The sequence below is a fragment of the Glutamicibacter sp. MCAF14 genome (genome assembly GCF_052114325.1).
Classification (GTDB): domain Bacteria; phylum Actinomycetota; class Actinomycetes; order Actinomycetales; family Micrococcaceae; genus Glutamicibacter; species Glutamicibacter arilaitensis.
The window spans coordinates 142,524-160,158 of the sequence record NZ_JBFREO010000002.1 but is presented as its reverse complement, the minus strand read 5'-3'; the positions used below and the strand labels follow the sequence as shown (position 1 = coordinate 160,158).

The window sequence follows — 17,635 nt, the reverse complement described above, 5'->3', positions numbered from 1 at the left end:
TCCCTTCTGGGATTCTGGCTGCGCCCCTGGGCTTTGGACTAGGACTGCCTACTTATTGTGTCCCTTGCCTTTGCCCTTGCCCTTGCCTGGCTTGGATTCTTCTTTGAAGACCTGGACTACCGATGGGCGTGGGCCGTAGAACTCGCCCTTACCGGCATCTGCGGCATTCTTCACGAAGTCCGGGAACAGCGAGCTCGGGGCTGCGAAGCTGCCACCCTCACCCGGGTGCTGCACCGAGACGAAGACCGAGTTGTCCTTGTCGTGGATCAGCGGGCCACAGGTCTCCGCACCGGTTGGCACGGCCAGGAACTGCTCGACACGGCCACGGTTCTTGCCGGTCAGGGTGACCTTGTGCAGCGCGTCGGAGTAGCCGATGGTGCCTGGGGCGCCGTCGGTGGAGATCCACAGGTTGCCCTTGGAGTCAAAGGCCAGGTTATCCGGGCAGGAGATCGGCGAGACCTTCTCAGCTGGGTAGCCCGAGAAGTAGGTGGAGCCGTTGACCGCTGGGTCGCCGGCAACCAGCAGGATGTTCCAGGTGAACTTCGCTGCGGTGGCATCGTTGCCGGCCTCGGTGATTTCCAGGACGTGGCCATCGCGGTTGCGTACCCGAGGGCTGACCTCGGTTGCCCCTTCCTTGCCATCCTTACCGCGGTCACTGTTATTGGTCAATGCCACGTAGACCCTGCCCGATACCGGGCTTGGCTCGACATCTTCAGGGCGGTCCAGCTTGGTGGCCCCGGCCTTGTCAGCTGCCAGGCGGGTGTAAACCAGTACTTCGGCCACGCTCATGCCTTCGACCTTGGATTCGCCGTTCTTCACCAGTGGCAGCCAGCTGCCCATGCCGTCAAAAGCCCCATCGGATGGGACCGCGCCGCTGCCATCGAATTCGCTTGCCGGCGAGTTGCCGGTGAACTTGGCAACGTATAGGTCACCCTCGGAGAGCAGGGTCATGTTCTGCTTGCGATCGTGCTTGGAGTAGGTGTTCTTCGAGACGAACTTGTACAGGTACTCGAAGCGCGAGTCATCACCGGAGTAGGCAACGGCCTTGCCGTTCTTGGCGATGCGCACGTTGGCGCCTTCGTGCTTGAAGCGGCCCAGGCTGGTGTGCTTGACCGGGGTGGACTTTGGATCCTGCGGATCAATTTCGACCACCCAGCCGAAGCGGTTGGCTTCATTCTCATAGCCGGCGTTGTTCAGGCCGAAGCGCGGGTCGCTTTCTTCCCAGCCACGGCCGGTTGCCGCGGTGCCGATGCCGTAGCGGGATTCCTCTGCGGTGCCCTTGCCGCGGAAGTACTGGTCGAAGTTCTCTTCACCGGACAGGACGGTGCCCCATGGAGTGGTGCCGCCGGCGCAGTTATTCAAAGTACCCAGGACCTTGGAGCCGCTTGGGTCTGCGACGGTCTTGAGCAGGTCGCTGCCTGCGGCCGGGCCGTCAACCAGGAATTCGGTGCTGGCGGTGATGCGGCGGTTGCGCTCGCCACCCTGCACGTAGCTCCACTTCTTGTCATTCTTCTTCCGCTTGACCTCAACCACGGAGAAGCCGTGAGCGTTCATCGCAATCTTGCGCGCTTCTTCCTTGTTCGCTTCGAACCAGGCTGCATCAAACATCATGTCTTCGTTGGTGTACTCGTGATTGGCCACCAGCACGCCGGTGCGGCCCGAGTACTTGTCCACGATGATGTCCAGGTAGTCGCAGTTGTAGCCGAACTGTTCGGCCTGCTTGCGCGCACTCTGCTTGGAAGCATCGAATTCGGGGGTGTTCTTGAAAATCGGATCGCCCCAGCGAATGATCGTGTTCCAGTCATATCCTTCAGGAACAGTGACGGTATCCACCGAACGCGATACCGGCTCAATGGCATCGAATGGCAGCTGGCCGCCCTTGCCCGGCGCCATCGGCACCAGTGGTGCGGCAGTGGCGTCTGCGGCGCCGAAGAGCTGCGGGCCGATCACCAGTGCCGAGGCGCCGACTGCGCTCAGTCCCAGCATGCTGCGGCGGGAGAGCGACTTATCGGCGATGTCCTTGAAATAGCCGTTGGATGAGGTATTGCAATCTGGCTTGGTGCAAGCGTCGGCGCACTTGAAGTGGCAAGTTGCAGCAGAACGACCGCCACGGGTGTGGCCCAGCATTGGCAAAAGGGTACGGGTTGGATTCATGATCCACTCACTTCCTCAGTATTTGGCTTCTCGTCAGGGGAATGACTCGAACTGAGGTTTTCACTTGGAAGTGTTCTAAATGCAACGCAAAGGTTAACGCAGGGGAAACAGCTTGCTACAAAGGACTATCCCCTAGTCAGCTCCGCATAGCAGTTTTCCAAACGCTTCATCCACCACTGCACTCGGTCTTCTCGTGGACGAAGCGTCTCCAATTTCTGGTGATCTGGCTCAACTCGCCGTACAGGCAAGTATCCCGCGGTGGCCAGCAAAGGCTGGGCACAAATGTCATTAGCGAACAAGGTGGCGGTGGACAGTCCGCAGGCGTAGGGCAGCTGGGGCAGCGCGCTGGCCAAGGCGGCAGCCTGAGCCAGTCCTACCGAGGTATCCAAGGCACTGGAGACGACAACATCGAGTTCCGCCTGCTTGGCGATCTCCAGCACCGCGTCGATGCCGCCCAAGGGCTGGGCTTTGATGATCATCAGATCAGCTGCGCCCAATCGCGAGACTTCCAAGGGGTCGGTATGCTTGCGCACTGCCTCATCCGCAGCGATCTTCAACGGGTTGCCGGCATTGCGCAGCTGCTCACGGACTTCGGCCAGTCCGGTAATGCCCGGAACTGGCTGTTCGGCGTACTGCAATTGGTATTGGCTCAGTGCTTTCAACGCCGGGACCGCTTGGTTGATATCCCAGCCCATATTTGCGTCGACCCGCAGGGCTGCTTGGGGGTAGAGCCGCCGGGTTTCTGCCACCCGGGCCAGGTCCTGGGCTAGGTCCTGGCCTTTTTCGGCCACCTTGATCTTGATAGTGTGCGGCGCGTCGTAGCGTTCCAGCACAGCGCCGACATCTTTCGCGTCGACTGCAGGCAAGGTGGCGTTGACCGGGATGCTGGTGCGCAGCGGTTCCGGGAACGGCTGATAAGCTGCTTCGATGCCGGCTGCCAGCCAGCGTGCGGCTTCTGCCGGTTTATATTCGGTAAAGGCAGAAAACTCGCCCCACCCGGCCGGCCCCTTGATCAACAGTGCTTCGCGCTGGGTGACTCCACGGAATCTCACCCGCATCGGCAGGCGGACAACGTGCGAATTGGCCAGCAGTTCTTCAAGCGGCGGAAGTTCAAAGCTCATGTACTAAGCCTAGCGATCGTGGGCATGGTTACACGCCTGAACTATGCCGTCCACCGTGCCTGATATGACACCCTAGAAGTATGGCTCGCCGATCAGCATCTCCACGCCCACACCACATCAGGTGGTGGTGGGCCCTGCTTCTGCTGATTTCGCTCTTCTGCATCGAATACGTATTTTTCGTTCAACAGCGTGTCGGGCAATGGGCTGACCAGGCAGGGTTCATTGCATGGTCCCATTGGTGGCCACGCACCGATCTGCTCAACCCAGTCCGTGAATTCCTGGATCTGCTGCCGGTAATCTGTGCGGCTATCGCGGCCGTATTCTTGCTTTATCGTGTCATCCGCGACCGCCGTTTCCTGCGTGCAATCGTCGCAATTCTCGCCGCGGGAGCCGCGGCCGGCAGCACGCAGCTGCTCAAGCACGAGATTCTGGCCCGTCCGGATTTCAACTTCGGGACAACAGGGAATTCTTTCCCCTCAGGACATACCACCGCAGCGGCGGCCGCGATGGGCTTGATGTACCTGGTCTCGCCGCCGAAGCTGCGTCCGGTGGTGCAGCCAATCGCTTGGCTGTTTGCCACGGTTACCGGTGTGGCCACCTTGGTGTGCGGCTGGCACCGCCCCAGTGACATTGCAGCCGGTTTCATGGTGGCAGCGTTCTGGTTGGTCATTGCCTCGGTGGTACTCCAGCGGATCCAGCCGCTGAGCCACGAAGTGCCCAAGAGCGGTTGGTCCAGAAAGGTCGGGGCTGGCAGCTTGATCATCTGGGCTGTGGTGCTCGGGCTGTTCTTTGTCTTGCCGCATCCACATATCCAGAAGATTCCGGAGTCCTTGCAATTGATCTACGCAATCTTGGGGATCATCCATGTCGTGGCGGCATCACTGATATCCGGTTTGCTGTTGCGTTCGGTGGTTATTGGTCCCATGCGAACGTTCAACCGCTAACGCACGATCCATCCAAGGTCTTGTGTCCTAGTGTGCTGTGCGAGCTAAGCGTGCGTTAAGCAGTTGGGCGGCCTGCTGAGATTCTGGGATGGTCACGGCGAAACGCTTCCTGTTCTTCAGCTCGAAGACAAGGCCTTCGTGTTCTTTCATCACGATGGCCGATCCACCAGGAATAATTCGCCAGCCCCAGCCTCCCCACATCATGGGAACGATCTTTTCGCTGGTGACAGATTCAATGTCTGCCGCATCGATGGTCCGCATCGGGAAGCCCAGTACCGCGGAGGAAACACGGAACCGGTCTTTCTTGATGGATACACGGATCCAGACCAGGCTCAGCATCAGCACGCAGACCAGCAGGCAGAGTACACCGGTAAAGATCTGACTTGCGATGCCGCTGTCCTGGCTTTCACCGGTCACCATCGGCAAGAGCACCGCAACGACAAGCACCCCGGGCACCACAAGGCAAAGCAGCCACATCCACCACGGTGCTGCCATGCTCTGCTTGAATTCTTGCTGAACCATGGCTTCCTCCTGCACCACGGGTTGCCGCGAGATCCCTTGGGCCTGATCAATTCGTGCCTGACGCTGCGCGTTGAAGTCCTTGGCGTACTGCTGATAGATGCCGCTGATCCACAGCGGGACCAGGCCCATCAGCGAACACATAATCATCACGATCATCATGCCGCCGATCACCGCAGTTTCAGCTGACTCGGCGAGCGCGGTAGGCACAGCCGAACCGACGAAGACACCGGCCGTGGTCCAGGAGAGCACTCCGCCGGCAAAGAGCAGCCCGACGAGCAGGCCCAGGTTGTTGCGCAGGCGCAGCGAGACCAAGCCCACGGCGGCGCCGAGGATGCTCAGCCCGATGCACACCGGGACGAAGACCGCAGTACGGGTAAACCCGTCCGGGTAGGTTGAGGTTGAGCCCCAGTGCGTGGCGGTCATCTCTGGAAGTTTGCCGGAAAGCAGGGCGTAGCAGATCGCCACGATAGCCGCGGGAAGAATAACCAGCAGGATAACCACCGTCTTGTTCTTGATTTCCATGTTTGGCGTTGCCATTCCAGTCCCCTGTTCCCGTTGCCCTCATACGCTTTTTGAGCAGACCAGCACACAACTCAGATGCTTCAAAGCTCTAAATTCTTGTTCATACCATCCTAACGATCCGTATTTGACAAGGGAATAAATGATCGAGCATTAGTTAAATATCAGCACAAAGGGTGATGCCCGACAAACCATTTCCGGTTCGACGGGCATCAATATCACTCCTAAGAGCGAGAACTGAACGATGCTGGCGCTAGAGCGACGCCAAAGCACTCTTTGGATCGGTCATGGCATCAGCAACATAGCGCATGAAGCCTGCGGCAGTTCCGCCATCGCAGACCCGGTGATCGAAGCTCAAGGTCATTTCGCAGATGGAACGGACCTTGATCTTCCCATTGACCACCCACGGCTTTTCGATGATGCGCCCCAGGCCCAGAATGGCTGCTTCCGGGTAGTTGATGATAGCCGCGGAGCCATCGACATTGAACACACCGTAGTTGTTGATGGTGAAGGTGCTGCCAGACAGGTCGGCTACGCCAGCCTTGCCTTCGCGTGCCACCGAGGCCAGGCGTGCGAACTCGGCTGACAGCTCATTGGCGTTCAGCTTGTGGGCATCGCGCACATTCGGAACCACCAGGCCGCGGTCGGTCTGGGCCGCGAATCCGAGGTTTACACCCTGGAAGACGGTATGACGCAATCCCCCATCGGCTTCAACCTCAATACGGCTGTTCAGCTCAGGGAAACGCTGCAAACCAGCCACGGCAAAACGGGAAATCAAGGCCATGACGCTTGGGGCTTGGCCTTGGGCTTCCTTGATCTTCTTGCGCAGCTTCAGCAGCTTCGTGACATCCACATCCACCCACACGGTCGCTTCAGGAATCTCACGGCGGGAAGTGCTCATCGCATTGGCAATGGTCTTGCGCACACCGGAAAGCACCTGGGACGAAGCAACGGGCAGTCCGGTCTTCGAATCTGCCGCGCCTGCTTTAGGCAACGGTGCCACGGCAGCGATTGCCGCTGGTGCCGCAACAGCATCCTTGGCACCGGTTGCCGGCTGCTGTGCAGGAGCCGCCAACGCAGCCTCCACATCAGTGCGCAGCACCAACCCATCCGGACCAGTTCCTTGAACAGCGTTGATATCCAAAGCGTTATCCCGCGCCAGCTTGCGCACCAGCGGGTTGATCACGCGAACCGCCTCGCTTGGCGCGTGCGCCGCGCTGGCTGCTACGCCACCGCGAGGCTTGCGCCGACGGCTGGATTTGCGCTTCGCATTGGAGGTTCCGTAGCCAATGAGCACGTTGCCGCTGCCCTCATCCTCTGCAGCTTCCTCGTCCGCAGGTACCTGAGTACCAGCCCGCTCTTCTTCACGGTAGGACTGCGCGCGTTCAGCTTCTTGAGCTGCCGGCTCCGGAGCTTCTTCACCACCGGTGTTCACCGAAATGAATGGTTCATCCACCAGCATCATCTGGCCAGCTTCCCCATGAAGCGTAGAAACTACACCTTCGAAGGGGCAAGGGATCTCCACCAGGGACTTGGCCGTTTCCACCTCGGCAATAGGCTGGTCCACCGCAACTTCATCACCGGCAGCAACCATCCAGCGCACCAGTTCGGCTTCGGTCAGCCCTTCTCCAAGGTCTGGCAAAAGGAAAGTCTTGATACTCATTTACGCCTCCCACTGAAGCTGTTCAACCGCGTCGAGAATACGTTCGGCGCTTGGCAAGTGGAACTTCTCCAAGGTCGGTGCAGGATAAGGAATATCGAATCCGGTCACGCGCAGCACTGGGGCTGCCAACGAGTGGAAGCAACGCTCCTGGACACGAGCGACGATTTCACTGGCAACCGAGGCGAAGCCCTGGGCTTCAGCAACGACGATGGCCCGGCCGGTCTTGCGTACCGAAGCGCATACGGCCTGATCATCAAAAGGCACAATGCTGCGGATATCGATGACTTCCAAGCTGATGCCGTCTTCGGCAGCCAGCTTGGCAGCTTCCAGTGCGGTCGAGACGCTAGGACCGTAGGTAATCAGCGTGGCGTCGCTGCCCGGACGGGCAATGCGTACCTGGCCTTCGGTCTTCGCGGACTTCTTGGCTTCATACTGATCAGCCAGCTGCTGCAGGTCGACCTGTTCCTTGGACCAGTACAGCTTCTTCGGTTCGAAGAAGACCACCGGATCCTCGGAGTCAATAGCTTCGCGCAGCATCAGGTAGGCATCTTCAACGCATGAAGGGGTGAAGACCTTCAGGCCCGGAGTGTGCGCATAGTATGCTTCCGAGGAATCGCAGTGGTGTTCCACGCCGCCCACGCCACCGGCGTAGGGAATGCGGATGACCATCGGCAGGTTCAGCTTGCCCTGGGTACGGTTGCGCATCTTGGCCACATGCGAGGCGATTTGCTCGAAGGCCGGGTAGGCGAACGCGTCGAACTGCATCTCGATGACCGGGCGCATGCCGTTAATGGCCATGCCTACGGCCATGCCGACAATACCGGATTCAGCCAGCGGGGTGTCAAAGCAGCGTTCGGAACCGAACCGTGCGGTCAGCCCGTCGGTGATGCGGAAAACACCACCGAGGGTGCCCACATCCTCACCAAAGATCACTACCGAGTTATCGGCAACCAGGGCATCAGCCAAGGCGGTATTCAGCGCCTTGCCGAAGGTCACCGGCTGGTGTTCATTTGCAGCCTTGGCTGCGGCACGCGCGGTGGCAGCGCTGACGTTCGGGTTCAGGCGCGAAGTCGTGGCAGTCATCTTAGGCCTCCTCACGGTCTAGTTCGTCGACGAGCATGGCTTGCTGCTCGCTCAGCTGCGGGCTCTTGGTGGAGTAGACATGCTCGAAGAGCTCACGCGGGTCGGTGTTTGCTTCTTGGTTCATGCCATCGCGCAGGGTCTTGGCGACCGCTTCGGCATCTGCGGTGATCTTGGTGACGGTTTCATCGCTCAAGAGTCCAGCATCATCCAGGTACGCCTTCATGCGGGTTACCGGGTCCTTGGCGATCCATTCCTGGACCTCCGAGTCCTCGCGGTAGCGCTTGTCGTCATCGGCGTTGGTGTGCGCCTGCATGCGGTAGGTGTGCGCCTCGATCAGCAGCGGACCGTTGCCTTCGCGGGCCATGCGCACCGCACGGGTCATGATGGCCATCAATGCCATCAAATCGTTGCCGTCTACGCGCTCGCCGGCCATGCCGTAGCCAACAGCCTTGTGGGCAAGCGATGGGGCGGCGCTCTGCTGGGAGAGCGGAACGGAGATGGCGTACTTGTTGTTCTGCACGAAGAAGATCACGGGCAGGTTGAAGACTGCAGCGAAGTTCAGTGCTTCGTGGAAGTCGCCCTCGCTGGTGGCGCCGTCGCCGCACATGGCCACGACCACGGTGTCTTCACCGCGCAGCTTGGCTGCATGGGCCACGCCTACTGCGTGTAGCAGCTGGGTGGTCAGCGGGGTCGACATCGGTGCGCAGTTATAGGCCTTCGGATCGTAGCCGCAGTGCCATTCGCCGCGGAAGCTGGTCATGACTTCCATCGGGGCAACGCCCTTGGCCAGTACCGCTACGGTGTCGCGGTAGGTGGGGAAAAGCCAGTCGCCTTCGCCCAGGCACAGGGAGGCTGCCACCTGGCAGGCTTCCTGTCCATGGCTGGATGGGTACACGGCCATGCGGCCCTGGCGAACCAGTGCGGAGTTCTGGTCGTTGACCCGGCGACCGGTCACCAGAGCCGAGTAGGCTTCCAGCAGCCGGGCAGGGCTAGGCAACGGATATTCGTGGCCTGGCTCAGTGCCCTGCTGATCTTCTGGGCGCAAGGTGCCGTCCGGGTTCAACAGGTTGATCATGTGGCGTGCTGGCAGCATGTAATCTTCAGGGGTAATCCCGAATTTCTTGCTGACATCAGAGATGCGATCTGCGTGTGCGTCAGTGCTCATGTTCTCCCACCTTTCGTGGTTCTGGCTCGGTCCATGAGCACAACCGCTTGTGACTCATTTCACCTAAACATCATTTGCTATCAATTATGGGTATGAGTGGCATTCTGTATCCAGTCCGGCGTGGAATCGTGGAAAGTTGCGTTTGGTATCCGTATACTCGTAGACGAAAAGTTTCATTAGATTGTGTTTGGATAAGAGACGTCCGACACGTCACCAAGGAGTATCCATGGCCGCGGAAGCGGAGCTAAAACTCGATGATGTCGACCATGCGATCCTCGCTGAACTCACCAGCGATGGACGCCAGTCGGTCACCACCGTGGCACAAAAGGTGCATGTATCGCGTGCACACGCCTATTCCCGTATCGCCAAGCTCCAAGATGCCGGGGTGATCACCCGGTATACGGCGGTGATTGATCCGGTCAAGGCTGGTCTTAAGGCCAGCGCTTACGTGACGCTGAAACTCCGCCAGCATTCTTGGCGCGAGCTGCGCGACCACCTTGCGTCGATTCCCGAGGTTCACCATGTGGGACTGGTGGGCGGCAATTTCGATGTGATCTTGCTGGTCCGTGCCAAAGACAATTTGGATCTGCGCCGCGTAGTTTTTGAACAACTGCAGTCTTTGCCTACGGTCCTAGATACCCAGACCCTGCTGATCTTCGAAGACACCGATACCCGCTGATCAGTTTTTTCGCATTAACGCCAAAGGAGCACCCGGATCATGGATCCGGGTGCTCCTTTGATGTGTTTTGAGCGGTTACTTCTTACCGGTGAAGACCGGCTTGCGCTTCTCTTGGAAGGATTTGAATCCTTCGGCATAGTCAGCGGTGTCGCACAGGGCTGCCTGGGCACGATTTTCAGTGTGCATGGAGTCCCACAGTCCCACGCGCTGGTCGCGGATTTCCTTGACCAGCTGCTTGGAAGCAACGAATGCCTGGGTGGCTCCTTGGGCTACCTTGGCGATGATTTCCTCGCCGCGCTCCGCCAGCTGCTCAGCGGGGAATGCCCGCGAGAACAGACCAGAACGAACCGCTTCTGCCCCGGAGATCAATTCCGCGGTGTAGATCATGTCCAAGGTGCGGTGCGCGCCCAGGCGTTCGGTGAACAGCCAGTGTCCCCCGGAGTCCAAGGTCGCGCCGAGGTTGGCAAAGGGCGAGCCGATCTTGGCATTTTCAGCCACGTACACCACGTCCGTGGCGATCGCCAGGCCCAGTCCAACACCGAGGCATGCGCCCTGCACCAGTCCGAAGGTGGGTGCCGGGAAATTGGACATCTTTTCCAGCAGCGGCTGGACCTTGCCATCCAGATAGCCAATGACATCATCATCGGCAGGGTTCACACCGGAAATGTCGCGTCCTGCGCAGAACCCGCGTCCTTCGCCGGAAAGCACCAAGGCTCGCACCGTTCCCCGCGCAACGCCGGCTGCCGCCTGGTCGTAGGCCTCGGAGAGCTGCGCCAAGGCTTCTTCGTTCAGCGAGTTCATCTTCTGCGGTGCGTTGAGCACTACCTTGGCAATGGAATCGCTTATCGTCAGTTCGATCATGAGTGCTTCCTGGCCTTCCTAGGCGTCGAAGTCGACGCTGAGCTTGTCGCTAGTTGGGTGGGACTGGCAGGTGAGCACGTATCCGGCTTCAACTTCCTCAGGTTCCAACGCGTAGTTCTCGGCCATGGTGACCGTACCGCAGGTGACCTTGGCACGGCAGGTGCCGCATACTCCGCCGGCACAGGCGAATGGCACGTCTGGGCGCACGCGCAAGGCAGCGTTCAGCACGGTTTCGTTGGCGCGGACCGGGGACTTCACTTCGCCCTTGAGCCCATCGAGGTTGAAGCTGATCTCGTAGCTTTCCTCATTCTCGTCTACCTGAACCGGGCGTCCGATATGCCCCTGCGGCTTGGATGGCTCGCCGGTGGTGAACAGCTCGAAACGCACCTTCTCGGCGGGAACTTCCAGGCTGCTCAGCTGGTCGCGGACCAGCTGCACCAGTTCGAATGGACCGCAAAGGAACCATTCATCCACGTTCGGCGCCTGCACCACATGGGTCAGCAAGGTGGTCAACTTTTCTGCGTCGATGCGGCCCGAGAGCAGCGGCGAGATGCGCTGTTCGCGGCTGAGCACGTGGTGCAATGCCAGTCGCGAAGGGTAGCGGTCTTTCAGGTCAGCGAGTTCTTCAAGGAACATGACGTCCATGGCGGCCTTGTTCGCATAGATCAAGTCGAAGCGGGTCTGTTCGTTGGCTTCAAGGATCGTACGGGCAATGGCCAGTACCGGGGTGATGCCCGAGCCGGCGGCGACGGCCACAAAGCGGTCCTGCGCGGAAGTGTCGATGCTGGACGGGTCATTGATCTGGGTGAGCTTGTGCTTGGAGATGAAGGCACCGGCAGGACTCATCACATCAATCTGGTCTCCGGCTGCCAGCGATTCGTTGGCCCAGGTGGAGAACAAGCCGCCGAGGTCGCGCTTGATCGCTACCTTGATCTCGTCTCCGGTTGGAGCGGCGCAGATCGAGTAGGAGCGGCGCAGCTCTACGAGATCGCCCTCAGCGTTGGGGATTTCCTTGCGCAAGGCCACATACTGGCCGGCGACGTAGTCGTATTCTTCGCTCAGTTCCGCTGGAATGGCGAAGCTGACTTCGATGGAGTCCTTGGTCAGCCGGCGTACGTTCGAGACGGTGAGCCGGTGGAAGGAAGCCCGGCGGCGGGTTGGAGCAGTTTGTTCGGTCATGAGAGCACCTTGAAGTAGTCGAAGGGTTCCAAGCAGTCTTTGCAGGTGTACAGCGCCTTGCAGGAGGTCGAGGCGAAACGGGCCAGCTCGCGGGTGTTCAGCGAGTGGCAGCGCGGGCATTTCACGCTCATGCCCAGGGTGACCCGTCCGGCGTGGCCCTTTCCGGTAGGTGGGGCAATCCCATACTCTTCGAGTTTGGTCTTGCCTTCCTCGGTCATCCAGTCCGTTGACCAAGCTGGGGTCAGTACCAGCTTGACGTTGACCTTTTCGTATCCGGCATCCTTGAAAGCGGCGTACAGATCTTCATTGATGACATCCATCGCCGGGCAACCTGAATAGGTCGGGGTGATGACTACCTGCACTGTTCCGTCCTCATCGAGGTCCACCTCGCGCAGGATTCCCAGGTCCGCAATGGACAGCACCGGGATTTCCGGGTCGGTCACTTTGGAGGCGATGGCGAACAGATCCTTGGCGTCAGCGATCGTATTGCTCAAGACTGCGTCCCCCTTTTCGGGCAGAAGTTGCGTGGTTACCAGCTGGCACCGGGATGCTTGCGGGCGAGAACTTGCATCTCTGCCAGCAGGTAGCCCAGGTGCTCGGAGTGCTCGCCGCGGCGGCCATAGGCCATGGCTTGTCCGGTTGCCGGGATTTCCAAGCCGGCATCGGCCAGTACCGCGGTGATTTCTTCTTCCCATGCTGCGCGCAGGGTCGATGGCAGCACGGCGATGTCCTGAAGATTCTGGTGCACCGCTTCATCGCGGAACATCTCATCGACGTATGGCCAGAGAATTTCCAGCGCGTGGCGCATCTTGGCTGCCGATTCCTCGGTGCCCTGGCCCAGGCGGATGGTCCACTGGATCGCGTGGTCGCGGTGGTAGTCGACTTCCTTGACGGCCTTGGCCGAGATGGCGGCCAGCGTTTCATCCTTGGACTGCGTCAGCTGCTTGTACAGCAGGTTCTGGAAGATCGAAACGATCAGCTGGCGGATGATGGTCACGCCGAAGTGCCCGTTTGGCTGTTCCACGATCCACAGCGACGTGAATTCTTCTTCCTCGCGCCAGTAGGCCAAGTCATCTTCGGTCTTGTCCCATGCCAGTCCGGCGTAGGTCAGGAACGAGCGGGCGTGGCCCAGGACGTCCAAGGCGATATTGCCCAGGGCAACATCTTCTTCCAGTTCTGGAGCACGCGAGATCCAGTGCGACATACGCTGCGCCAGGATCAGGGCGTCATCGCCCAAGGTCAGCGCATACTGCGCCACTTCGCCACTGGGCTTGACCCCACCGACTGCAATGTCTTCCGGGCGCAGTGCGTTGCCCGGGGTGACGCGGGTGGCAGAAGCCAGCGCATCGCCGAAGCTGTCGAGCTGGGCGTCGAGTTCTTCGTGCTTCACAGGTGCTTCACTCCCTCGCTGGCCTTGTAATAGGTCGCGTGGCGGTAGTCCTTGCCCTGGGGGGATTCGAAGAACGAATCCTTCTCATCCGGGTCGGAGCTGATGATGTCGGTGGACTTCACAACCCACAGGGAGACGCCTTCATTGCGGCGGGTGTACAGATCGCGTGCGTTGCGCACTGCCATCTGGGCATCCGGTGCGTGCAGGGACCCTGCGTGGACGTGCGAGAGTCCACGGGAGGAACGGACAAATACTTCCCACAGGGGCCAATTGCTCTGTTGGCTCATGCTAGGCGACCTCACTTTGTGCTTGTTTTGCTGCGTATGCTGCGGCTGCTTCACGGACCCAGGCACCTTCGCGGTGCGCTTCACGGCGGCGCTCCAGGCGCTGTGCGTTGGCCGGGCCGTTGCCCTTGATCACTGCCATGAATTCATCCCAGTTCAGATCCTTGTGGATCCACTGCTTCTTTTCTTCATCAAAGTGCAGCTCGGGGTCTGGCAGGGTCAGGCCCAGGACCTTGACCTGTTCGGCGATCATGCCAACGAAGCGCTGGCGCAATTCGTCATTGGAGAAACGCTTGATCTTCCAGGCCATGGACTGCTGGGAGTTTGGCGACTGGTCATCTGGCGGACCGAACATCATCAGGGAGGGCTCGTAGAAGCGGTTGATGGCATCCTGTGCCATCTTCTTCTGCGCGTCGGTTCCGCGGGAGAGCGAGAGCAGGATTTCGAAGCCCTGGCGCTGGTGGAAGGATTCTTCCTTGCACACGCGGACCATGGCGCGGCCGTAGGGGCCGTAGGAGGCGCGGCACAGCGGAACCTGGTTGGCGATGGCTGCACCATCGACCAGCCAGCCGATAGCACCCATATCTGCCCAGGTGCGTGCCGGGTAGTTGAAGATCGAGGAGTACTTGGCCTTGCCTGACAGCAGTTGCTCGTTGTACTCATCGCGGGTGGTGCCCAGGGTCTCGGCAGCCGAGTAGAGGTAGAGTCCGTGACCGGCTTCGTCCTGCACCTTGGCCATCAAGATGGACTTGCGCTTCAGCGATGGAGCACGGGTGATCCAGTTGGCCTCAGGCTGCATGCCGATGATTTCGGAGTGCGCGTGCTGGGAGATCTGGCGGCTGAGGGTCTTGCGGTACTTCTCAGGCATCCAGTCGCGTGGTTCGACGCGTGAATCCTGATCAATCAACGCGTCGAAACGCGCTAGGGACTGCTCTTCTTCGTAGCTCGGGACGGCACTTAGTCCCGGCTCCTGCGGTGTGGTCGGGGCCATGGGTTCACCTCATCGAAAACAAATTACATACTGACCGTTCGTTCAGTATGTCAGAGTGCGCTCGATCACGTCAACATGACACCGCCAGTTAAACGCAACAAGCCTCCGAGAGTGGACCCCCGAAGGCTTGTTGAAAGCAATGGCTAGGCGTTGACGAGCACCTTGTTGGACTGCTGGTTCTTGAAGATCAAGGCGTCAAGCGAGATGCGGCCTGGACCAACCAGGAACAGGGCCAACGCGCCGGCAGCCAAGGCCAGAACCAGCTCGAAGCCGCCATTCTCAACGAAGACACCGGCTGGCGCATGAACCATGAACAGCGCAGCAACCATCTGCAGTCCCAGCAGGCCGGCGAAGACGCGGGTTAGCAGGCCGAGGATGATGGCCGCGCCGCCGACGATTTCAAGAGTCGCAGCTACTGGCGCGATAAGTCCGGCAGCTGGAACGCCCATCTGGCCGAAGGTCGCGGTGGTTCCTTCGATGGTGTACTGGAAGAACTTCTGCCACCCATGTGCCAGGAAGAGGAATCCGAAAGCCAGGCGCAGCAAGATTCGTGCCGCGACCTGCAGGCGTGGGTTGTTAGCAAGGGTATTCATGGTCAAGCTCCTAAGTATTTACGACAGCGGGATATCCCCGTTTTGCTTTGCTTCAACCTTATCGAGGATAGCTTGAAGCTTCAACCATATGAATATTCTTGACGCAGTAACCTTCATCCCAAGAAAAAGCCGTGCGGCCGGCCCCAGCAGTGAGCTGGGACCGGCCGCACGGACCAATGCTGGGCACAAGCCCTTGGGTCGCTAGAGCACCTTGGACAAGAAGTCCTGGGTACGTTCCTGCTGCGGGTTACCGAACAGCTGCTCGGGATCTCCCTGCTCGCACACCACACCGTCAGCCATGAAGATGACACGGTCACCGACTTCGCGGGCAAAGCCCATCTCGTGGGTTACCAGCACCATGGTCATGCCCGAATCAGCAAGCTCCTTGATGACCTGGAGAACTTCTCCGACCATTTCCGGGTCCAGCGCACTGGTGGCTTCATCGAAGAGCATGATCCCCGGAGCCATGGCCAGAGCGCGGGCAATGGCCACACGCTGCTTCTGTCCACCGGAGAGCGAAGCCGGGCGGGCATTAGCCTTATCGCGCAGACCCACACGCTCCAGCAACTCCAGCGCACGTTCGCGGGCCTGGGACTTGCTCATCTTCTTGAGCTCAACCGGGGCCAGCATGATGTTCTCTGCAACCGTCATATGCGGGAACAGGTTGAAGTGCTGGAACACCATGCCCACATGCCGGCGCACCTCATTGATATCCACTTTCGGGTCGGTGACATCAAAGCCATCGACAATCACCTGGCCCGAGGTGATGTCCTCGAGCTTGTTCAGGCAGCGAAGCAAGGTTGACTTGCCGGAGCCCGAAGGACCGATCACGCACACCACTTCGCCTTCACGCACATCCATGTCGATGCCCTTGAGGACATTATTGGAGCCAAAGGACTTATGCAGGTCCTTAACCTGGATCTTCACGTTGGAGCTTTGCTCAGTTACGGTGCTCACTTGTTGAACCTCCGATCGGCATAATTAGCCAACTTGGTCAGGGCCATGATGGCGATGAAGTAGATGATGCCCACGATCAACAGCGTCTCAGTAACTCGGAAGTTCGCTGCGTAGATCTGCTGGCCCTGGTAGAGCAGCTCGGTAAATCCGATAGCCAGCAGCAGTGAGGAGTCCTTCAGGCTGATGATCAACTGGTTGATCAATGACGGGGTCATCATCTTGAAAGCCTGCGGGATCACGACCTTTTGCATCGACTTGCCGTAGCCCAGACCCAGCGACCTGGATGCTTCCAGCTGGCCTGGATCCACCGACTGGATACCACCACGGACAATTTCAGCGACATAAGCGCCAGCGTTCAGCGACAGGGTCAGCACACCTGCAGTCCAGACGCTGATCTCCCATCCGGTGAGCTGCGGCAGGCCGAAGTAGAACATGAACGCCCACAGCAGCAACGGGGTGCCGCGGAAAATATTCACGAAGGTCGTAGCGATACCGCGCAACACGATGTTGCCCGAGATCTTCATGAAGCCGAAGACCAGGCCCAAGGCCATGGCAATCGCGAAGGAGATCGCCGTGACCAGCAGGGTGTGCCACAGACCGGTCATCAATGCCGGCATGGATTTGACCAGCAGGTCAAAGAAGTTGCCCGGGGTGCTCGCGGTGGGATCTGCCAGGTAGGAATCCAAGATCTGGTCGTATTCGCCGCTGGCCTTCAGCTCGGCCAGGCCGTCGTTGAAGGCAGCCAGCAAGGCGGTGTTCTCGCCCTTGTTCACTGCGAAGCCATAGGAACCGCCTGGCACCTTATCGGTGACGGTCTTCAGGCCATTGCCCTGGGCAATGCCGTAGGCCAGCACCGGGTAGTCATCGAAGACGGCAACGGCTGAACCGGCCTTGACCGATTCATACATGGTCGCCGACTGGTCCAAGGACTTGACCTTGAAACCGTATTCTTTCGCGATGGACTTGGCGTAACTCTCACCCTCGGCACCAGTTTTGGCGACAACCGTCTTGCCCTTCAAATCCTCGTAGCTGGTGATGTCTTCGTTGTTCGCGGCAACAGCCATCTGCACGCCGGACTCGAAGTAAGGCTCGGAGAAGTCATAGATCTCCTTGCGCTCATCGGTAATCGACATGCCGGCAATGACGCCATCAACCTGGTTGGAGGACAGTGCGGCCAAGGCGGCGTTGAAGCCCAGTGACCGGATTTCAACTTCAAATCCCTGATCTTCGGCGATCGCGCGCAAAAGATCCATATCGATACCGGTCAGTTCACCGTCCTGGCGGAACTCAAACGGTGCGAAAGTCGTATCGGTGCCGATGACGTAAGTCTGGTCCTCGACGTTTTCACTGCTTTGAGCCAGTGCTGAAGGTGCTCCAACGACCACTGCCATCAAACCGATGGCAGCGGCGGCTATCCACCTTCTCAGGTGCCCGGTGCGGGCAACTATTCTCTTCTTCTTTTCCACTGATGTATCGCTTTCTCGTGCTGAAGGGCGCTAGGCCCAAGGTGCAGATGATACGTTCTGCCTG

17 protein-coding genes are annotated in these 17,635 nt (G+C 59.4%); 2 read left to right on the top strand and 15 right to left on the bottom strand.

From position 1 onward, the window contains the following. Positions 1 to 48: 48 nt before the first annotated feature. Both AB4Y71_RS03265 and AB4Y71_RS03260 read right to left on the bottom strand, forming a co-directional pair. The gene (locus AB4Y71_RS03265) at positions 49 to 2,154 is read right to left on the bottom strand and encodes a PhoX family protein (protein WP_441717957.1); all 2,106 of its coding nucleotides are present in this window, start codon (positions 2,152 to 2,154) and stop codon (positions 49 to 51) included. 125 nt (positions 2,155 to 2,279) lie between these two features. After that, positions 2,280 to 3,275, bottom strand: a complete 996-nt coding sequence (locus tag AB4Y71_RS03260; protein ID WP_441717954.1) for an o-succinylbenzoate synthase — start codon at positions 3,273 to 3,275, stop codon at positions 2,280 to 2,282. A gap of 80 nt (positions 3,276 to 3,355) precedes the next feature. Here AB4Y71_RS03260 and AB4Y71_RS03255 point away from each other — a divergent pair, with 80 nt between their 5' ends. Continuing rightward, positions 3,356 to 4,219: a phosphatase PAP2 family protein gene (locus AB4Y71_RS03255; RefSeq protein WP_441717951.1), complete on the top strand. Its 864-nt coding sequence runs from the start codon at positions 3,356 to 3,358 to the stop codon at positions 4,217 to 4,219. A gap of 27 nt (positions 4,220 to 4,246) precedes the next feature. Here AB4Y71_RS03255 and AB4Y71_RS03250 read toward each other — a convergent pair whose 3' ends face one another. The 4 genes from AB4Y71_RS03250 to pdhA all read right to left on the bottom strand — a co-directional run bounded on the left by AB4Y71_RS03250 (position 4,247) and on the right by pdhA (position 9,171). Continuing rightward, complete coding sequence (locus tag AB4Y71_RS03250; RefSeq protein WP_441717948.1) at positions 4,247 to 5,278, bottom strand: DUF3093 family protein; 1,032 nt, start codon at positions 5,276 to 5,278, stop codon at positions 4,247 to 4,249. Positions 5,279 to 5,513: 235 nt separating this feature from the next. Further along, a complete protein-coding gene (locus AB4Y71_RS03245) occupies positions 5,514 to 6,923 on the bottom strand; it encodes a dihydrolipoamide acetyltransferase family protein (protein ID WP_441717946.1) in 1,410 nt (469 codons plus the stop codon). Then, positions 6,924 to 8,006, bottom strand: coding sequence for an alpha-ketoacid dehydrogenase subunit beta (locus AB4Y71_RS03240; RefSeq protein ID WP_441717944.1), 1,083 nt, complete (start codon positions 8,004 to 8,006; stop codon positions 6,924 to 6,926). A gap of 1 nt (position 8,007) precedes the next feature. Further along, entirely contained in the window at positions 8,008 to 9,171 is a 1,164-nt protein-coding gene (pdhA, locus tag AB4Y71_RS03235; RefSeq protein ID WP_441717941.1) for a pyruvate dehydrogenase (acetyl-transferring) E1 component subunit alpha, read from the bottom strand. A gap of 226 nt (positions 9,172 to 9,397) precedes the next feature. Here pdhA and AB4Y71_RS03230 point away from each other — a divergent pair, with 226 nt between their 5' ends. Continuing rightward, positions 9,398 to 9,850, top strand: coding sequence for an Lrp/AsnC family transcriptional regulator (locus tag AB4Y71_RS03230; RefSeq protein ID WP_013349765.1), 453 nt, complete (start codon positions 9,398 to 9,400; stop codon positions 9,848 to 9,850). A 75-nt stretch (positions 9,851 to 9,925) separates the two neighbouring features. Here AB4Y71_RS03230 and AB4Y71_RS03225 read toward each other — a convergent pair whose 3' ends face one another. From AB4Y71_RS03225 to AB4Y71_RS03185, 9 genes are all read right to left on the bottom strand, one after another. Beyond that, on the bottom strand, positions 9,926 to 10,711 hold the full coding sequence (locus tag AB4Y71_RS03225; RefSeq protein WP_441717938.1) for an enoyl-CoA hydratase/isomerase family protein: 786 nt from the start codon (positions 10,709 to 10,711) through the stop codon (positions 9,926 to 9,928). A gap of 18 nt (positions 10,712 to 10,729) precedes the next feature. Further along, entirely contained in the window at positions 10,730 to 11,890 is a 1,161-nt protein-coding gene (paaE, locus tag AB4Y71_RS03220) for a 1,2-phenylacetyl-CoA epoxidase subunit PaaE (protein ID WP_441717936.1), read from the bottom strand. Next, on the bottom strand, positions 11,887 to 12,384 hold the full coding sequence (gene paaD, locus AB4Y71_RS03215; RefSeq protein ID WP_441717933.1) for a 1,2-phenylacetyl-CoA epoxidase subunit PaaD: 498 nt from the start codon (positions 12,382 to 12,384) through the stop codon (positions 11,887 to 11,889). The genes paaE and paaD overlap by 4 nt, the downstream gene beginning before the upstream one ends. Positions 12,385 to 12,419: 35 nt before the next feature. Further along, positions 12,420 to 13,280 (bottom strand): 1,2-phenylacetyl-CoA epoxidase subunit PaaC, encoded by an 861-nt coding sequence (paaC, locus tag AB4Y71_RS03210; protein ID WP_441717930.1) that lies wholly within the window; start codon positions 13,278 to 13,280, stop codon positions 12,420 to 12,422. Next, positions 13,277 to 13,567, bottom strand: coding sequence for a 1,2-phenylacetyl-CoA epoxidase subunit PaaB (paaB, locus tag AB4Y71_RS03205; RefSeq protein ID WP_013349770.1), 291 nt, complete (start codon positions 13,565 to 13,567; stop codon positions 13,277 to 13,279). The genes paaC and paaB overlap by 4 nt, the downstream gene beginning before the upstream one ends. 1 nt (position 13,568) lies before the next feature. Then, positions 13,569 to 14,555 (bottom strand): 1,2-phenylacetyl-CoA epoxidase subunit PaaA, encoded by a 987-nt coding sequence (gene paaA / locus AB4Y71_RS03200; protein ID WP_013349771.1) that lies wholly within the window; start codon positions 14,553 to 14,555, stop codon positions 13,569 to 13,571. Positions 14,556 to 14,698: 143 nt separating this feature from the next. Continuing rightward, complete coding sequence (locus tag AB4Y71_RS03195; RefSeq protein ID WP_441717927.1) at positions 14,699 to 15,148, bottom strand: DoxX family protein; 450 nt, start codon at positions 15,146 to 15,148, stop codon at positions 14,699 to 14,701. Between the two features lie 201 nt (positions 15,149 to 15,349). Next, the gene (locus AB4Y71_RS03190; protein ID WP_013349773.1) at positions 15,350 to 16,105 is read right to left on the bottom strand and encodes an amino acid ABC transporter ATP-binding protein; all 756 of its coding nucleotides are present in this window, start codon (positions 16,103 to 16,105) and stop codon (positions 15,350 to 15,352) included. Next, a complete protein-coding gene (locus tag AB4Y71_RS03185; protein WP_441717924.1) occupies positions 16,102 to 17,571 on the bottom strand; it encodes an amino acid ABC transporter substrate-binding protein/permease in 1,470 nt (489 codons plus the stop codon). Before AB4Y71_RS03185 ends, AB4Y71_RS03190 begins: the two co-directional genes overlap by 4 nt. Between the last annotated feature and the right edge of the window lie 64 nt (positions 17,572 to 17,635).